16 protein-coding genes are annotated in these 15,867 nt (G+C 72.6%); 12 read left to right on the plus strand and 4 right to left on the minus strand.

Going from position 1 to position 15,867, the window contains the following annotated elements:
- Window positions 1-22: 22 nt before the first annotated feature.
- Together panB and PD653B2_RS15445 are read right to left on the minus strand one after the other, a co-directional pair.
- Entirely contained in the window at window positions 23-874 is an 852-nt protein-coding gene (gene panB / locus PD653B2_RS15440) for a 3-methyl-2-oxobutanoate hydroxymethyltransferase (protein WP_085873284.1), read from the minus strand.
- Window positions 875-974: 100 nt separating this feature from the next.
- Window positions 975-1,445, minus strand: a complete 471-nt coding sequence (locus PD653B2_RS15445; RefSeq protein WP_085873285.1) for a VOC family protein — start codon at window positions 1,443-1,445, stop codon at window positions 975-977.
- A gap of 120 nt (window positions 1,446-1,565) precedes the next feature.
- Between PD653B2_RS15445 and PD653B2_RS15450 the strand changes: the two genes are divergently transcribed.
- The 6 genes from PD653B2_RS15450 to PD653B2_RS15475 all read left to right on the plus strand — a co-directional run bounded on the left by PD653B2_RS15450 (window position 1,566) and on the right by PD653B2_RS15475 (window position 6,938).
- Window positions 1,566-2,051 carry a SigE family RNA polymerase sigma factor gene (locus PD653B2_RS15450; protein WP_085873286.1) on the plus strand — a complete coding sequence of 162 codons (486 nt, stop codon included), beginning with the start codon at window positions 1,566-1,568 and terminating at the stop codon, window positions 2,049-2,051.
- Window positions 2,048-3,214, plus strand: a complete 1,167-nt coding sequence (locus PD653B2_RS15455; protein WP_085873287.1) for a hypothetical protein — start codon at window positions 2,048-2,050, stop codon at window positions 3,212-3,214. Before PD653B2_RS15450 ends, PD653B2_RS15455 begins: the two co-directional genes overlap by 4 nt.
- Window positions 3,215-3,234: 20 nt before the next feature.
- On the plus strand, window positions 3,235-3,984 hold the full coding sequence (locus tag PD653B2_RS15460) for a class I SAM-dependent methyltransferase (RefSeq protein ID WP_085873288.1): 750 nt from the start codon (window positions 3,235-3,237) through the stop codon (window positions 3,982-3,984).
- A gap of 27 nt (window positions 3,985-4,011) precedes the next feature.
- Window positions 4,012-6,042: an NAD(+) synthase gene (locus tag PD653B2_RS15465; RefSeq protein WP_085873289.1), complete on the plus strand. Its 2,031-nt coding sequence runs from the start codon at window positions 4,012-4,014 to the stop codon at window positions 6,040-6,042.
- Between the two features lie 88 nt (window positions 6,043-6,130).
- Entirely contained in the window at window positions 6,131-6,505 is a 375-nt protein-coding gene (locus PD653B2_RS15470) for a hypothetical protein (RefSeq protein WP_085873290.1), read from the plus strand.
- Between the two features lie 28 nt (window positions 6,506-6,533).
- Window positions 6,534-6,938 (plus strand): hypothetical protein, encoded by a 405-nt coding sequence (locus PD653B2_RS15475; protein ID WP_085873291.1) that lies wholly within the window; start codon window positions 6,534-6,536, stop codon window positions 6,936-6,938.
- A gap of 3 nt (window positions 6,939-6,941) precedes the next feature.
- Here PD653B2_RS15475 and PD653B2_RS15480 read toward each other — a convergent pair whose 3' ends face one another.
- Together PD653B2_RS15480 and PD653B2_RS15485 are read right to left on the minus strand one after the other, a co-directional pair.
- Window positions 6,942-8,261: a sensor histidine kinase gene (locus tag PD653B2_RS15480; RefSeq protein ID WP_085873292.1), complete on the minus strand. Its 1,320-nt coding sequence runs from the start codon at window positions 8,259-8,261 to the stop codon at window positions 6,942-6,944.
- 4 nt (window positions 8,262-8,265) lie between these two features.
- The gene (locus PD653B2_RS15485) at window positions 8,266-8,961 is read right to left on the minus strand and encodes a response regulator transcription factor (protein WP_085873293.1); all 696 of its coding nucleotides are present in this window, start codon (window positions 8,959-8,961) and stop codon (window positions 8,266-8,268) included.
- 101 nt (window positions 8,962-9,062) lie between these two features.
- Between PD653B2_RS15485 and PD653B2_RS15490 the strand changes: the two genes are divergently transcribed.
- The 6 genes from PD653B2_RS15490 (at window position 9,063) to PD653B2_RS15515 (ending at window position 15,827) form a co-directional block, all read left to right on the plus strand.
- Window positions 9,063-9,509 carry a hypothetical protein gene (locus tag PD653B2_RS15490; RefSeq protein WP_085873294.1) on the plus strand — a complete coding sequence of 149 codons (447 nt, stop codon included), beginning with the start codon at window positions 9,063-9,065 and terminating at the stop codon, window positions 9,507-9,509.
- Between the two features lie 83 nt (window positions 9,510-9,592).
- Complete coding sequence (locus tag PD653B2_RS15495; protein WP_085873295.1) at window positions 9,593-10,225, plus strand: hypothetical protein; 633 nt, start codon at window positions 9,593-9,595, stop codon at window positions 10,223-10,225.
- Between the two features lie 176 nt (window positions 10,226-10,401).
- Window positions 10,402-11,739: a glutamine synthetase family protein gene (locus tag PD653B2_RS15500; RefSeq protein WP_085873296.1), complete on the plus strand. Its 1,338-nt coding sequence runs from the start codon at window positions 10,402-10,404 to the stop codon at window positions 11,737-11,739.
- Complete coding sequence (locus PD653B2_RS15505; RefSeq protein WP_085873297.1) at window positions 11,739-12,098, plus strand: hypothetical protein; 360 nt, start codon at window positions 11,739-11,741, stop codon at window positions 12,096-12,098. The genes PD653B2_RS15500 and PD653B2_RS15505 overlap by 1 nt, the downstream gene beginning before the upstream one ends.
- Before the next feature lie 7 nt (window positions 12,099-12,105).
- The gene (locus PD653B2_RS15510) at window positions 12,106-12,846 is read left to right on the plus strand and encodes a type 1 glutamine amidotransferase (RefSeq protein WP_085873298.1); all 741 of its coding nucleotides are present in this window, start codon (window positions 12,106-12,108) and stop codon (window positions 12,844-12,846) included.
- A complete protein-coding gene (locus tag PD653B2_RS15515; protein ID WP_085873299.1) occupies window positions 12,843-15,827 on the plus strand; it encodes a bifunctional [glutamine synthetase] adenylyltransferase/[glutamine synthetase]-adenylyl-L-tyrosine phosphorylase in 2,985 nt (994 codons plus the stop codon). The genes PD653B2_RS15510 and PD653B2_RS15515 overlap by 4 nt, the downstream gene beginning before the upstream one ends.
- Window positions 15,828-15,867 lie beyond the last annotated feature (40 nt).

The following is a 15,867-nucleotide window of genomic DNA, read 5'->3' on the forward strand; positions in this document are numbered from 1 at the left end:
GAGCCTCGAAACCACCCTCTGGCTAAAAGGTGTGCTCCGGGCCGGGGAAGGTGCCGGCCTTGACGTCGGCGGCGTAGTCCTGGGCAGCCTGGAGGAGTACGCCGTGCAGGTCGGCGTACTGCTTGACGAACTTCGCCATCCGGCCGGTGCGCAGGCCGAAGGCGTCCTGCCAGACGAGCACCTGCCCGTCGCACTCGGGGCCGGCGCCGATGCCGATGGTCGGGATCGACACGGCGGCCGTGACCTCGGCGGCGACGTCGCCGGGGACCATCTCCATGACGACCGCGAAGGCGCCGGCCTCCTCCATCGCCCGGGCCTCCTCGATGACCTGCTTGGCGGCGTCGCCGCGCCCCTGCACGCGGTAGCCGCCGAGGTTGTGCTCGGACTGGGGCGTGAAACCGATGTGTGCCATCACCGGGATGCCGCCCTGGGTGAGCTTGCGCACCTGCGGAGACATCTCCGCGCCGCCCTCGAGCTTCACCGCGTGGGCGTTGGCCTCCTTCATGAAGCGCACCGCGGTCAGGTAGGCCTGCTCGGCGGACGCCTGGTAGGAGCCGAACGGCAGGTCGGCGACCACGAGGGCGCGGTGGGCCGAGCGGGTGACCGCGCGCACCAGCGGGATCAGCTCGTCGACGGTCACGGGCAGCGACGTCTCGTTGGCGAAGACGTTGTTGGAGGCGCTGTCACCGACGAGCAGCACCTCGATGCCGGCCTCGTCGAAGGTCTGCGCGGCGTACTGCTCGTAGGCCGTGAGCATCGCGAACTTCTCGCCGCGCTGCTTCATCTCGCGCAGGTGGTGGGTGCGGATCCGCTTGATCGCGGGCCCTGCCTGCTGGGCCGGGCCGGTGCCGTACGGCGCCGTCTCCTCGCTCATGGACTCTCCCTGGGACGAAGGTCTCGCGGCTCCCTGGTGGAGTCCACGGACCGTTCGTCAGGCTAGCCCCGGACGGTGCAGTTGAACCCTGTGGTGCTGGTCACGCGCCGGCCGGCACGGCGTCGGCGGCGGCCTCCACGTCGGCGATCACGATCTTCTGCATCTGCATCATCGCGCCGACCGCGGCCTGCGCCCGGGCCGCGTTGGAGTCGGAGATCAGCTCGTAGAGGCGCACCGGCACGATCTGCCAGGAGAGGCCGAACTTGTCCTCGAGCCACGCGCACTCGCTCGGCCGGCCGCCGTCGACGAGCGTGTCCCAGTAGTAGTCGACCTCGGACTGGTCGGCGCAGGTGACGCTCAACGAGATCGTCTCGGTGAAGCCGGCGTGCACCGGCCCGCCGTTGATCCCGCGGAACGGCTGTCCGTCGAGCGTCCACTCGGCGGCGAGCACACGTCCGTCCTCGTAGTGGGAGACCCCGCGGATCTCGGAGTTCGGGAAGACCGTGGTGTAGAACTCCACGGCCTCCATGAGGTTGTCGTCGAACCACAGGCAGGTGCTGATCTGGGGCATCGGGGGTCTCCTTCGCTCATGCTGTCAGCACAGTGACCGCGCCGGCGCGCCGAACTCATCGGAAGTCGGGCCAACCCCGGGTGCCGTCCCGTGCGTTCCCAGTCGTGAGAGGAGGTCGCCGTGGACGAGGAGTTCACCGAGTGGGCCGCGGGCGCGCAGCGCCGGTTGCTGCGCTCGGCGTACCTGCTCACCGGTGACCTGCACCGGGCCGAGGACCTCGTCCAGGAGGCGCTGGTCAAGGTCGCCCTGCGCTGGCCACGGCTGCGCGGCGGCAACCCCACGGCGTACGCCCGGACCGTCATCGTGCGCGACAACATCTCGTGGTGGCGTCGCCGACGGGACGTCCCGACCGCGTCGCCGCGCGACCTGGCCGACGTGTCGACGGACACCGAGGCCGCTCTGGTCGTACGGCGGGCGCTCGGCCGGCTCACCCCCAAGCAGCGGGCCGTCGTGGTGCTCCGGCACTTCGACGACCTCAGTGAGCAGGACACGGCGGCCGCGCTGGGCGTGACCGTCGGGACCGTCAAGAGCCAGAACGCCGCCGCGCTGGCCCGGCTGCGTGCGGGCGCCCCGGAGCTGCTCGACCTGATCGGGAGGACGCGATGAACGAGCTGCACGACCTGCTCGAACGGGCCACGGACCGCATCGAGAGCCCGGACCTCGCCGCCCGCGCCCTCGTGGGCGCCCGGCGTCGTCGGGCGACCCGCCGGGGTGCCGCTGCCGCGGCCCTCGCCGCGGTGCTGGTGGTCGTGGTCGCGCTCGTCGCCCAACTCGGTCGGGCCGACGACGACAGTGCGCCACCGGTGACGCCGCCGACGCCGACGCCGACGGCGACGGCGACGACGAAGGTCGTCCAGCCGGCGTGGGACCCCCGCCAGGTGGACGACCTGCCCGAGGCGGCCGCCGGCCTCGCCTCGGCGCTGCCCGATGTCCTCGATCCGCCCGCGTCGGCGCCGGGCCTCGCCGATCATCCGGTCCCGGCCGCAGTGCTGACCGTGCGCGGTGAGGACAGCATCCTCCTCCTGACCCCGGACGGCGCCTGGCGGAGCGTGGCTCCGGGCACCGACAACGGCAGCGCCGAGCTGACGGCGGACGGGACCCGACTCGCGGTCTCGACCGAGAGTGGCGTGGACATCTGGGACCTGCCCACGGGTGAGCGCACGACCCTCGAGAACCCCGACGGGTTCCAGGCGTGGGAGTTCGTCCGGTGGACGTGGCTCGACCCGACGACGCTGCTCCTCAACGACGGAAGCCCGGGTGGGTGGCGTGTGGACACCGCCTCGGGACGGACGACGCACGTGCCGTACCCGGCGAGCGGGCTGGGGTGGTGGGGGACCGTGGACCCGGACGGTGCGGTGGTCGAGAGCGCCGACTACGGCCGTCCCGCCGAGCTGACCGACTGGGCCGGCGGCGAGCCGCGACGGGTCGACCTGCGCAGCATCGGCCGGCTGTCGACCCTGCGCGCCGAGACCGACACGATCGCCGGCACGGCCTATGAGAACGGGCCCTTCTCGGTCTTCGTCGTCGACCGGGACGATCTGGCGGTGCGCGCGCAGCTGCCACTTCGTGACCCCGAGGCCAACTACAGCAACGGCGGCCTCTCCGTCGCAGGCCTGCTCGACGACGGGACCGTGCTGCTCCGGGTCGCGGTGTTCGGCAGGGACCCCAGCTGGCGACTGGTCGCCTGGGACCCCTCGTCGGGGGAGCTGTCGTTGGTGATGCACGCGGTCGGGGACCTGCTGTCCTACGCCTCGGATCTCCTCGGCTGATCGGGCCTACAGTGAGGGGCATGGCCTTCGACGTCGCCGCCGACGCGTACGCCCGGTTCATGGGGCGCTACTCCGAACCGCTCGCGGACCGGCTGGTCGAGCTCGCCGGCGTCCGTGTCGGGATGAGCGCGGTCGACGTCGGGTGCGGGCCGGGCGTGCTGACCGCCCGGCTCGTCGAGCGACTGGGCGCCGACCGCGTCGCCGCGCTCGACCCGTCGCCACCGTTCGTCGCGGCGGCGCGCGAGCGCTGCCCGGGCGTCGACATCCGCCAGGGGACGGCCGAGGCGCTGCCGTACGACGACGGCGCGTTCGACCTCGCCTTCGCCAACCTGGTCGTGCACTTCATGTCCGACCCGGTCGGCGGCCTGCGCGAGATGGGCCGGGTCGGCGGGGTCGTCGCGGCCACCGTGTGGAACCACGCGGGAGGATCGGGCCCGCTGTCGACGTTCTGGCGGGCGGTGCAGGACCTCGACCCGGACGCCGCCGACGAGGCCGCGCTGCCGGGGACCGGTGAGGGCGACCTCGGCGGCCTCGCCCGTCGGGCGGGGCTCAGCGACGTCGAGGAGGGCACGCTCACCGTCTCCGTGCCGTACCCGGGGTTCGACGAGTGGTGGGAGCCCTACACGCGGGGCGTCGGGCCGGCCGGCGACTACGTCGCGGGCCTCGACGAGGCCCGCCGCGAGGCGCTGCGCGCCCGCTGCGCCGAGCTGCTGCCAAAGGGACCTTTCGAGGTCGAGGCGACCGCCTGGAGCGTGGTCGCGCGGGGTTAGCGGTCGCCGCATGGGAAACTCCCAGACGTGGACTTCTACTCCGCCTATGCCCATGGCTTCGCACGGGTCGCCGCCTGCACCGTCCCGGTGCGTGTCGCCGACCCGGTGGCCAACGCGGAGGCGGTGCTCGAGCAGGCGCGCTCCTGCTCCGACGAGGGCGTCGCGGTCGCGATCTTCCCGGAGCTGTGCCTGAGCGGCTACGCCATCGACGACCTCTTCCTCCAGGACACCTTGCTCGACGCGGTCCTCGACGCGGTCGCGACCATCGTCGAGGCGTCCCTCGACCTGGCGCCGGTGCTGGTGATCGGCGCGCCGCTCGTCCACGGCAACCGGGTGCTCAACACCGCCGTCGTGATCCATCGAGGACGCGTGCTGGGCGTCGCCCCGAAGTCGTACCTGCCGACCTACCGCGAGTTCTACGAGCGCCGGTGGTTCGCGCCCGGTGACGACGTGCGGGGGACGACCATCCTGGCCGGCCAGGAGGTCCCGATCGGGCCCGACCTGCTCTTCGAGGCCGTCGACGTCCGCGGGCTGGTGCTCCACGTCGAGGTCTGCGAGGACATGTGGGTGCCGGTGCCCCCCAGTGCCGAGGCCGCCCTCGCGGGCGCGACGGTGCTCGCCAACATCTCCGGGTCGCCGATCACGGTCGGCCGCGCCGAGGACCGGCGACTGCTGGTGCGCAGCGCGTCGAGCCGGTGCCTGGCGGCGTACGTCTACGCCGCCGCGGGGCAGGGCGAGTCGACCACGGACCTGTCCTGGGACGGGCAGACGATGATCTACGAGATGGGCGAGCTGCTCGACGAGACCGAGCGGTTCCCCGACGGCGCCCGCGCGGCGGTCGCCGACATCGACCTCGACCGGCTGCGCCTCGAACGGATCAGGACGGGGACCTTCGACGACAACCGGCGCACGGTCGGACCCGACTTCCGCACCGTCGAGTTCGAGCTCGCGCCGACCACGGCCGACATCGGCCTGCGCCGCAAGGTCGACCGCTTCCCGTTCGTCCCCGACGACGCCGACCGGCTCGCCCTCGACTGCTACGAGGCCTACAACATCCAGGTCTCGGGCCTCGAGCAGCGCCTGCAGGCCATCGGCCAGCCCAAGGTCGTGATCGGCATCAGCGGGGGGCTCGACTCCACCCACGCGCTGATCGTCGCGGCGAAGGCGATGGACCGGCTCGGCCGGCCGCGCACCGACATCCACGGCTTCACGATGCCGGGCTTCGCCACGGGCGCGGCCACCAAGTCGTACGCCACCCGGCTCGCGACGTCGCTGGGCATCACGTTCGAGGAGCTCGACATCACGGGCGCGGCCCGGCAGATGCTCGAGGACCTCGACCACCCGTACTCCCGCGGGGTGGAGGAGTACGACATCACCTTCGAGAACGTCCAGGCCGGGCTGCGCACCGACTACCTCTTCCGGCTGGCCAACCACCGTGGCGGGATCGTGCTCGGCACCGGCGACCTCTCCGAGCTCGCGCTCGGCTGGTGCACCTACGGCGTCGGCGACCAGATGTCGCACTACAACGTCAACGCCGGGGTGCCGAAGACGCTCATCCAGCACCTGATCCGCTGGGTGGTCAGCTCCGGCCAGTTCGGGGACGACACCAACGAGGTGCTCGAGGAGATCGTGGGTCAGGAGATCACCCCCGAGCTGATCCCGACCCGCGAGGACAAGCTGCCGCAGTCCACGGAGGAGTCCGTGGGGCCGTACTCGCTCCAGGACTTCACGCTCTTCCACGTCCTCCGCTACGGCTTCGCGCCGAGCAAGGTGGCGTTCCTGGCCTGGCACGCGTGGCATGACGCCGACGCGGGGGAGTGGCCGCCGAACTACCCCGACGACCGTCGCGTGGAGTTCGACCTGCCGACGGTGCGCCGATGGCTCGACATCTTCATCCGCCGCTTCTTCGCCAGCCAGTTCAAGCGCTCGGCGCTCCCCAACGGGCCGAAGGTCAGCGCGGGCGGCACCATGTCGCCCCGAGGCGACTGGCGGATGCCTTCCGACGCCAGTCCGGCCGCCTGGCTGGCCGAGCTCGAGGCGAACGTCCCCACCGGCTGAGGGCTTTGCCTGCCCTTAGCGCGACGATGGTTCGCGCTTAGGTCCTGCGTTGAGACCGTCTCCACGTCATCAAGACGGAGGAGACGAGATGAAGAAGACAGTCCTGGCCATCGTGGTCGCCCTGGTCGTGCTGGTCGGGGCCGGCGGCGCCGTGTGGGCGCTGAGCGGAGACGACGAGACCAGCGCCACCGGCACGTGTGGCGGCGCGACGTACGACATGTCCGCCGAGAACGACGACAACGGCCTCGAGGTGACCTTCGAGCTCCAGTCGGCGGCACCCGCCGAGACCTGGAACGTCGTCGTCGAGCAGGACGGCGTGTCCGTCCTCGAGGGCGACCGCCAGACCGACGAGGACGCCGAGCTGGACGTCGACGTGACCGTCAACGAGGACGACGGCACCAGCTTCACGGTCACCGCCACCCCTGAGAACGGCGACCCCTGCGTCGCGACGCTCGACCGCTGACCCCTGACCCACCCCACGAGGAGCACTCATGAACAAGCGCATCATCGCCCTGACCACCGCCGCCGCCCTGGTGGCCGCCCCTGCCGCCGTGCTCGTCGCGGGCCCGGCCCAGGCCGACGGTCCCGAACGGCACGCCCGCGGCACCGTCGCCGGCGCGTCGTACGACATGTCCGCCGAGAAGGAGCGCGGCTTCGAGGTCAGCGCCGACCTCGAGGGCGTCCCGGCCGGCTCCACCTGGAAGGTCGTCGTCAAGCACGACGGCAAGTTGGTCGGCAGCCAGACGCTGCGGGCAGTCCCGGACGACGGTCGCTACGAGGTCGACTTCCGCGACTTCCGCAGCGCGAACACCGCGGGCAAGGACGTGTTCGCCGTGAAGATCAGCCGCGTCGACGGTCCCGGCTCGGTGACCCGCAAGCTCACCTTCGCGCGCTGACGCTCAGGCGGGCGGACCGAGCTCCACGACGACCCGCCCGCCACCCAGGGCAGACGCATCCCACGACAGACCGCCACCGGACTCGGTGGCGGTCTTGTCGGCGATGGCCAGCCCGAGCCCGGTCGACCCGGCGCCGGAAGCACCTCGGTCGGAGACGTCGAGGCCCTCCGGGAAGCCCGGTCCGCCGTCCTCGACGGTGAGCACCAGCCCGCCACCGGTGCGCTCGGCCAACGTCACCAGCACGGCCGCGTCGTCCGGGGTGTGGCTGAAGACGTTGTCGAGCAGTACGTCGACGAGGGCCTGCAGGTCCTGCGCCGACGTCCGGGTCAGCACCGGGCCGGACGGCTCGACCCGCACCTCGAAGGGCCGGCCCTGGTCCTCGGCCAGCGGCTCCCAGAAGCGGGCCCGCTCGGCCACGACGGCCACCGCGTCCGCCTGGGGGACGACGCCTTCCCGCTCGGACCTGCGCGCCTCGCGCACGACGTGGTCGACCGTGGCCTGCAGCTCGTCGAGGTCCCCGGTGAGCCGGGCCCGGTCGTCGGGCTCGGTGAGGGCGTCGATGCGGAGCCGCAGCGCGGTCATCGGCGTGCGGAGCCGGTGCGACACGTCGGCCACCCCGGCGCGCTCGCGCTCGAGCAGGGACTCGATCCGGCCGACCAGGCGGTTCATCACGGTGGTCAGCTCCTGCACCTCCGGCGGGCCGGACGGCGTCACCGGCGTCGGCGGGCTGCGGTCGCCGAGGGTGGCGGCGTACGTCGCGAGCCGGCGGATGGGCACCACGAAGGAGCGACCCAGCCGGTCCGCGAGCAGCAGCGCGCCGGCCAGCAAGGCCGCGCCGAGCAGGAAGAGGATGAGCCAGCTGCGCACGATGTCGGACTCGAGCCCGGGCGGGCGCACCTCGACCCGGATCACCGGGGTCTCGGCCGGGGCGGCGCTGCTGATGCCGAGGGACACCGGCACCAGGATCTCGGCGCCGCCGTCGGCGTCCCGGACGCTGGCCTGTCCGGTGAGCCGGGCCTGCACGACGTCTGCGTCCTGGTCCGGTGACGGCCCGATGGCCTCCCCGTCGGGATGCAGGCCGGACGGCGGGTAGAGCACGGTGGTCACGACGTCGGAGCTGCGGTTGATCTTGTCGAGGTACGTCGTGACCGCGCCCCTGTCGCCGTCCGAGACGACCGTCTCGGTCGCCTGGACCTCCAGGGCCGCACGGGACAGCCGGTCCTCGAGCGCATAGCTGCGCAGCAGCACCGCCATCGGCACGAGCATGGCCAGCAGCACCATGGTGACGGCCGCGGCGACGGTCAGGATCAGGCTCCGGCGCATCGGCTCAGCTCTTCGGGTCGACCGGCTCGGAGAGTCGTACACCGACCCCGCGCACCGTGTGGAGGTAGGCGGGTGCGGCCGCCGACTCGCCGAGCTTGCGGCGCAGCCACGACAGGTGCACGTCGACCGTCTTGTCGGATCCGCCCCAGGGCTGGTTCCAGACGTCGGTCAGCAGTTCGCGCTTGGTGACCACCTCGCCCGGCCGCTCGGCCAGGTGGCGCAGGAGGTCGAACTCGCGCGGGCTCAGGTCCAGTAGCGCGCCGTCCAGCGTCACGCGGCGCGACACCGGGTCCACCTCGAGCCCGCCGACGACGAGCGTGCGCCGTTCGGTGCGCGACGTGGCGGCGCGCCTCATCACGGCCCGGATCCGGGCCTCGAGCTGATCGGTGGTGAACGGCTTGACGACGTAGTCGTCGGCGCCCGCGTCGAGACAGCCGACCAGCGACGGGTCGTCGTCGCGTGCGCTGGCGACGATCACCGGCACGTCGCTCACCGCGCGCAGCATCGAGAGGACCTGGGTGCCGTCGACGTCGGGTAGCCCGAGGTCGAGGATCACCAGGTCGGGCCGGTTCTCCACCGCCATCGACAGGCCCTGCATCCCGGACGACGCCGACGAGACCGCGTGTCCGCGCTCGCCGAGGGACCGCATCAGCAGGGGACGGATGCGCGGGTCGTCCTCGATGATCAGCACCTGGGCCACGCGGTGAACCTAGCCGGTCGTGCGGATCCCGGGTCTCGCCTTAGCGCCGCCTTAACCCTCCGCTAGCAAGAGGCGGAGGGTCGACGGGTCAGGATGGTCGCATGGGTGAGGTGCGGGTGCGCTGGTGGCGCCGTCGTTCGGTCGGGTTCGCGGTCGCCTGGGTCGGCGCCGCCGCGCTGGCCGTGACGATCGGCGTACTGACGGTGTCGTCCGTCGGCGCGAGCATCCGCGGCCAGGGCCCGCTCGGCAACGACGTCGTCCGCCCCGAGGGCAGCAGCCGGCCCGAGCCGGGCGCCACCCGGATCCGCGACGAGATCGAGGACGTCTTCGGCACCTTCGTCGTCGAGTGCCGCGGCGTGGTCGCCTACGGCATCGCGACCGAGACCCGCGACGGGTGGCGCACCGTGAGCTACGAGCCGGGACCCGACGACGACGTCGACGCGGTCTTCGCCAAGCAGGGCAGCTCGATCGAGCTCGAGGTCTACTGCAACCAGGGCCGGCCCACGCTCGGCGACCGGGAGTCCAAGACCCTGCCCGACGAGGACTGACCCGCAGAAGTCTCCCCGCGCACGCAACCGAACGTGCAGCAGGGGCGTCTCCACCCCGACACCTACTTCGGGAGAGAGACACGATGACGAACAGCACCAGCCCCGCACGACGCCGCGCGGCCGCGATCGCCGCTGTGGTCGCCGGCCTTGCCGGTGCCCTGACGGCAGCCCCCACCAGCGCCGACGCGGTCACCCCCGCGCAGCGTGCCGTGCCCAAGACCACCATCACGTTCGAGGTCCCTGGCTGCGAGGGCTGCACCATCGGCCTCACCCAGGCGCGCTGGAAGAGCCACACCGGCTACGGGGTCAAGGTCTGGGAGACCGCTCAGAAGACCGTCGAGGACGGCGCCGTCACGTTCACGGTCCCGACCAAGCACACGCACGGGATGTCGATGGAGGTCGGCACCCCCTGGGAGGGCCACACCGGCTACGTCACGACGCTCGCGTTCCGGTACGGCGGCGAGCACGTCGGCGACCCGATCAGCTTCGCCGAGGCACGGAGCAAGTCGAAGGGCTCGGCCTGCTGGGCCGGCACCACGCAGGACGCCGTGACCATCCCGCTGACGATCCGCAAGGTCTGGGTCGAGGGCGTCCGCCACCGCGTGCGCGGCACGATCGCTTTCGCGAGCGTCACCCAGGACTGGATGGTGCCGATGCGCGACGTGTGGGACGGCGTGATGGGCTCGCAGGACGTCAACGTCTGCGGCAAGCACTGACGCCGGCTCGTCGGCTGCGGGGGTTTCGAGACAGGCGCTGCGCGCCTTCCTCAACCACCGGGACGACAGGCGCTGCGCGCCTTCCTCAACCACCGGGACGACAGGCGCTGCGCGCCTTCCTCAACCACCGACCGGACCGGGTGAGTCCGGCGGGCGTGCGCCGATAGGCTGCGCCCATGGGCAAGCAGGAAGACTTCGTACTCCGCGCTCTCGAGGAGCGAGACGTCCGGTTCGTGCGGTTGTGGTTCACCGACGTGCTCGGCTTCCTCAAGTCCGTCGCGGTCGCGCCGGCCGAGCTGGAGGGTGCCTTCGCGGAGGGGATCGGCTTCGACGGCTCGGCGATCGAGGGCTTCGCCCGGGTCTATGAGTCCGACATGCTGCTCAAGCCCGACCCGGCGACCTTCCAGATCCTGCCGTGGCGCGGCGAGGGCCCGTCGACGGCGCGGATGTTCTGCGACATCGAGATGCCCGACGGCTCCCCGTCGTACGCCGACCCGCGCCACGTCCTCAAGCGCACCCTGAGCACGGCCGCGGAGAAGGGCTTCACCTTCTACACGCACCCCGAGATCGAGTTCTACCTCTTCAAGGACTCCCCGGAGCCGGGCGCCGAACCGGTGCCGGTCGACCGCAGCGGCTTCTTCGACCACACCGCGCAGTCGAAGGGCGCCGACTTCCGCCGTGAGGCGATCACCATGCTCGAGGCGATGGGCATCTCGGTGGAGTTCAGCCACCACGAGGGCGGCCCGGGCCAGCAGGAGATCGACCTGCGCTACGCCGACGCGCTCACCACTGCCGACAACATCATGACCTTCCGCACCGTGATCCGTGAGGTGGCGCTGGGCCAGGGCATCTGGGCGACGTTCATGCCGAAGCCGTTCACCACCCACCCCGGCTCGGGCATGCACACCCACGTCTCCCTCTTCGAGGGCGACCAGAACGCCTTCTTCGAGGCCGGCAGCGAGTACCAGCTCTCGAAGACCGGGCGCCAGTTCATCGCCGGCATCCTGAAGCACGCCCCCGAGATCAGCGTGATCACCAACCAGTGGGTCAACAGCTACAAGCGGATGATGTTCGGCAGCGAGGCGCCGTCGTACATCTGCTGGGGTCACAACAACCGCTCGGCGATGATCCGGGTGCCGATGTACAAGCCGTTGAAGGGCCAGTCGACGCGCATCGAGCTGCGCACGCTCGACGCCGCGTGCAACCCCTACCTCGCGTACGCCGTCGTCCTGGCCGCGGGCATGAAGGGCATCGAGGAGGGCTACGAGCTCCCGCGCGAGGCCGAGGACGACGTGTGGTCGCTGACCGAGCGCGAGCGCAAGAGCCTCGGCATCGAGCCGCTGCCGCGCAGCCTCCACGACGCGATCGGGGTCGCGGAGACCTCGGAACTGCTGGCCGAGACCCTCGGCGAGCAGGTCTTCGACTTCTTCCTGCGCAACAAGCGCGCCGAGTGGGACGAGTACCGCGGTCAGGTCTCGGCCTTCGAGCGCGACCGCATGCTGCCGGTGGTCTGATGGCAGAGCCGGCGCTGGTCAGCGACGAGCGAGCGAAGGGGATCGGTCGGCTCCTGCTCGTCGGGCTCGGGTTCGCGGGTCTCGAGGCGGTGATCGGCGTCCTGCTGCTCGTCAACGGCTACGGCCGCTACGGCCTCGTGGTGCTGGTCGTCGCCGCCGCGATCGGCGCGACCACGGGGGTGGCGCTCCGCGCGCTGCGCGAGCGGGTGCCCGCCGCCCGCCGCACGTCCATCCTGGCCGGGGTCCTGCTGCTGGTGCTGTCGGTGCCGTTGGTCCCGATCTGGGTCGGCCTGCTCACCGCGCTCGCGGGCGTCGGCGTGCTGGTCGTGACCCTGGCTCCCGAGCACCCCGCACCATGAGGGCCCGGTGAGCGCCCCGCTGGTGCTCGTGGTCGAGCACGACCGCGAGTGCCCGCTGGCCCTGCTCGGCGACTGGCTGACCGAGGCCGGGTGCGAGCTCGACGTCCGCCGGCCCTACGCCGGCGACCAGCTGCCCGCCGACCTCACGCCGTACGACGGCCTGCTGCTGCTCGGCGGCCCGATGGGCGCGAACGACGACCTGAAGCACGCGTGGCTGGGCCCGGCGAAGGAGCTCGTGCGCGAGGCGGTCGCCACCGACGTGCCGACCCTCGGCGTGTGCCTCGGCCACCAGCTCGCCGCGGTCGCGCTGGGCGGCACCGTCGAGCGCAACCCCCACGGTCAGCAGGTCGGCCTGCTCGGCGTCGGCTGGACCGACGCCGCGAAGGACGATGCGCTCCTGGGACCGCTGGCCACCCCGCGGCGCGGCGTGCAGTGGAACGACGACGTGGTCACCGAGCTGCCGCCTGGGGCGACCCTGCTGGCGGTGACCGGGCGCGACGAGGTCCAGGCCGTCCGGTTCGCACCGCTCGCCTGGGGGGTGCAGCTGCACCCCGAGGTCGACGTGCCCGTGCTCCAGCCGTGGGCGGAGTCCGACCGCGGCTCCCACGAGTCCCGCGGGATCGACACCGACGCACTGCTGCGCGACATCGGCGCCGCGCGCGACGAGCTCGACGACGCGTGGCGGCCGCTGGCGGACGGCTTCACCACCCTCGCCCGGGGGCACGCCCGAGGCCGAGCCCGACGATGAGGCGGCCGGCGACCAGCAAGGGGAACCTGCTGCGCCTGGGGTTCCTCGACCCGGACGCCGCGGTGGTCGCGCTCGCGCACCTCGGCGAGGCGGCCGAGCCGCTGCTCGCCCTGCTGGCTCGCACCGCCGACCCCGACGAGGCGATCGCCGGCCTGTGCCGGCTGATCGAGGTCGTCGACGACCCGACCACGCTGCTCCAGGAGCTGGTCGACGACGAGGGCACCGCGATGCGGCTGCTCTGCGTGCTCGGCGCGAGCGAGGCGCTCTCCGACCATCTGGTGCGCCACCCCGACCAGTGGCACGAGCTGACCGACCCCGAGCTGGGCTCGACCCGGCCCGCGGCGTGGGCGGTCCGAGCGGGGCTGCTGCGCGCCGTCGGCGCCGACCCGGACGACGCCGACCCGGTCGCGACGGTGCCCGACGCGGTGGCGGTCGACGCCCTGCGCGTGGAGTACCGCCGGGTGCTGCTCCGGCTCGCGTCCCGCGACCTCACCCACCACCTGGCCGTCGACGATGCCGCCGCCGAGCTGTCGGACCTCGCCGCCGGCACGCTCGACGCGGCGCTCGCGGTGGCGCGCCAGCGGGTCGGCGAGCCGGCCCGGCTGGCCCGGCTCGCGGTGGTCGCGATGGGCAAGTGCGGCGGTCACGAGCTCAACTACGTCTCCGACGTCGACGTGATCTTCGTGCACGCCGCGACCGAGGCGGGGGAGCAGGGTGACGAGAACGCCGTGCTGCGCGCGGCCACCCAGCTGGCCACGAACCTGATCCGGGTCTGCTCCGACCACACCGGCGAGGGCACCATCTGGCCGGTCGACGCCGCGCTGCGACCCGAGGGCAAGTCCGGCCCCCTGGTGCGCACCATCGCGAGCCACCGCGGCTACTACGAACGCTGGGCGAAGACCTGGGAGTTCCAGGCACTCCTGAAGGCGCGGGCCGTCGCCGGCGACCTGGCGCTGGGTCGCGAGTTCGTCGAGATGACCCGCCCGATGGTCTGGTCGGCCGCCGAGCGCGACGGCTTCGTCCAGGACACCCAGGCGATGCGCCGCCGCGTCGTCGACCACATCCCGGCCAAGGAGGCCGAGCGCCAGCTCAAGCTCGGGTCCGGCGGGCTGCGCGACGTGGAGTTCGCGGTCCAGCTGCTCCAGCTGGTGCACGGACGCGCCGACGAGCGGATCCGGCCGGCGACCACGCTCAGCGCGCTGGCCGAGCTGACGAACGAGGGCTACGTCGGGCGCGACGACGGCGAGGCGCTGCACGACGCCTACGCCTTCCTGCGGACCCTCGAGCACCGGATCCAGCTGCACCGCCTGCGCCGCACCCACGTGGTCCCCGAGGACGAGCTGTCGCTGCGCCGGCTCGGCCGGAGCATGAACTTCCTCAAGGACCCGGTCGGCATCCTCGACAAGACCTGGCAGCACCACCGCCGCGAGGTCCGGCGGCTGCACGAGAAGCTCTTCTACCGCCCGCTCCTGGTCGCGGTCGCGAAGATCCCCGGTGGCGAGGCGCGGCTGTCGCCCGAGGCCGCCGGGCAGCGGCTCGCGGCGCTCGGCTTCGCCGACCCGCAGGCGGCACTGCGCCACCTCGAGGCGCTGACGACCGGCGTGAGCCGCACCGCCCAGATCCAGAAGACGCTGCTGCCCGCGATGCTCGGCTGGTTCGCCGACGCCCCCGACCCGGACGCCGGGCTGTTCGGCTTCCGGCGGATCAGCGAGACGCTCGGTGCCACGCCCTGGTACCTCTCGACGCTCCGAGACGAGGGCCAGGTCGCCGAGCGGCTGGCCACGATCCTGGCCACCTCGCGCTACGCCACCACGCTGCTCGAGCGCGAGCCCCAGGGCGTGCGGATGCTGGCCGGCGACCTGCGGCCGGAGCCGGCCGAGGCGCTGACCGAGGAGATGCTCGCGACCTCGGGGCGCCACGAGCAGGCGGAGGCGGCGGTGCTGGCGATCCGCGGCGTACGCCGGCGCGAGCTGCTGCGCATCGCGTGCGGGGACCTGCTCGGGCTCACCGACGTGGCCGACGTCGGCGCCGGGCTGTCCCGGCTCACCGACGCCACCCTCGAGGCGACGCTCGACGTCGCCGGCCGCGTCGTACGACGACAGAAGGGCCTCGACCAGGCGCCGACCCGGATCGCGATCGTCGCGATGGGTCGCTACGGCGGGTTCGAGCTGTCCTACGGCAGCGACGCCGACGTGCTGTTCGTCCATGACCCCGAGCCCGGCGCCGACCCGCAGGTCGCGTCGTCGTACGCCCAGTCCGTCGCCAACGAGCTGCGCCGGCTGCTCGCGCTGCCCGGCCCCGACCCCGCGCTCCTGGTGGACGCCGACCTGCGCCCGGAGGGCAAGCAGGGCGCGCTGGTGCGCACGCTGGACTCCTACGCCGCCTACTACGCGAAGTGGTCGAAGGTCTGGGAGGCCCAGGCGCTGCTGCGCGCCGACGCGGTCGTGGGGGACCTGGACCTCCGGGCGCGCTTCGAGGCCATGATCGACCCGCTGCGCTACCCGCCCGAGGGGATCAGCGATGACGACGTGGTCGAGGTGCGCCGGATCAAGGCGCGCGTCGACGAGGAGCGGCTGCCGCGCGGTGCCGACCCGCACACCCACCTCAAGCTGGGCCGCGGCGGCCTGGCCGACATCGAGTGGACGGTCCAGCTGCTCCAGATGCGCTACGCCGGCACCGTGCCGGGGCTGCGCACCTCGCGCACCCTCGAGGCGCTCACCGCCGCGCGCGAGGCGGGGCTGGTCGACGAGGACGACGCCGCCGTGCTCCAGCAGAGCTGGCGCCGGGTCAGCCGGGTCCGCAACGCGGTCACGCTGGTGCGGGGCAAGCCCAGCGACGAGCTGCCCCGTGACACCCGGGAGCGGTCGGCGGTCGCCGCGATCCTCGGCTACCCGGCCGGGTCCACCGACGCGATGGTCAACGACCAGCTCCGCTACACCCGCCTGGCCCGCTCGGTCGTCGACCGGGTCTTCTGGAGCTGATCGGTGCCCCCGCGTTCCCCGTTGCCGACGCGGCACGGGC

It is taken from the genome of Nocardioides sp. PD653-B2 (genome assembly GCF_002117935.1).
Classification (GTDB): Bacteria; Actinomycetota; Actinomycetes; order Propionibacteriales; family Nocardioidaceae; genus Nocardioides.

Excerpts from the sequence above, each read along its gene's own strand:
- panB (WP_085873284.1), bottom strand. The coding sequence starts at position 874 with ATGAGCGAGGAGACGGCGCCGTACGGCACCGGCCCGGCCCAGCAGGCA.
- PD653B2_RS15445 (WP_085873285.1), bottom strand. The coding sequence starts at position 1,445 with ATGCCCCAGATCAGCACCTGCCTGTGGTTCGACGACAACCTCATGGAG.
- PD653B2_RS15455 (WP_085873287.1), top strand. The coding sequence starts at position 2,048 with ATGAACGAGCTGCACGACCTGCTCGAACGGGCCACGGACCGCATCGAG.
- PD653B2_RS15460 (WP_085873288.1), top strand. The coding sequence starts at position 3,235 with ATGGCCTTCGACGTCGCCGCCGACGCGTACGCCCGGTTCATGGGGCGC.
- PD653B2_RS15470 (WP_085873290.1), top strand. The coding sequence starts at position 6,131 with ATGAAGAAGACAGTCCTGGCCATCGTGGTCGCCCTGGTCGTGCTGGTC.
- PD653B2_RS15475 (WP_085873291.1), top strand. The coding sequence starts at position 6,534 with ATGAACAAGCGCATCATCGCCCTGACCACCGCCGCCGCCCTGGTGGCC.
- PD653B2_RS15480 (WP_085873292.1), bottom strand. The coding sequence starts at position 8,261 with ATGCGCCGGAGCCTGATCCTGACCGTCGCCGCGGCCGTCACCATGGTG.
- PD653B2_RS15490 (WP_085873294.1), top strand. The coding sequence starts at position 9,063 with ATGGGTGAGGTGCGGGTGCGCTGGTGGCGCCGTCGTTCGGTCGGGTTC.
- PD653B2_RS15495 (WP_085873295.1), top strand. The coding sequence starts at position 9,593 with ATGACGAACAGCACCAGCCCCGCACGACGCCGCGCGGCCGCGATCGCC.
- PD653B2_RS15500 (WP_085873296.1), top strand. The coding sequence starts at position 10,402 with ATGGGCAAGCAGGAAGACTTCGTACTCCGCGCTCTCGAGGAGCGAGAC.
- PD653B2_RS15505 (WP_085873297.1), top strand. The coding sequence starts at position 11,739 with ATGGCAGAGCCGGCGCTGGTCAGCGACGAGCGAGCGAAGGGGATCGGT.
- PD653B2_RS15515 (WP_085873299.1), top strand. The coding sequence starts at position 12,843 with ATGAGGCGGCCGGCGACCAGCAAGGGGAACCTGCTGCGCCTGGGGTTC.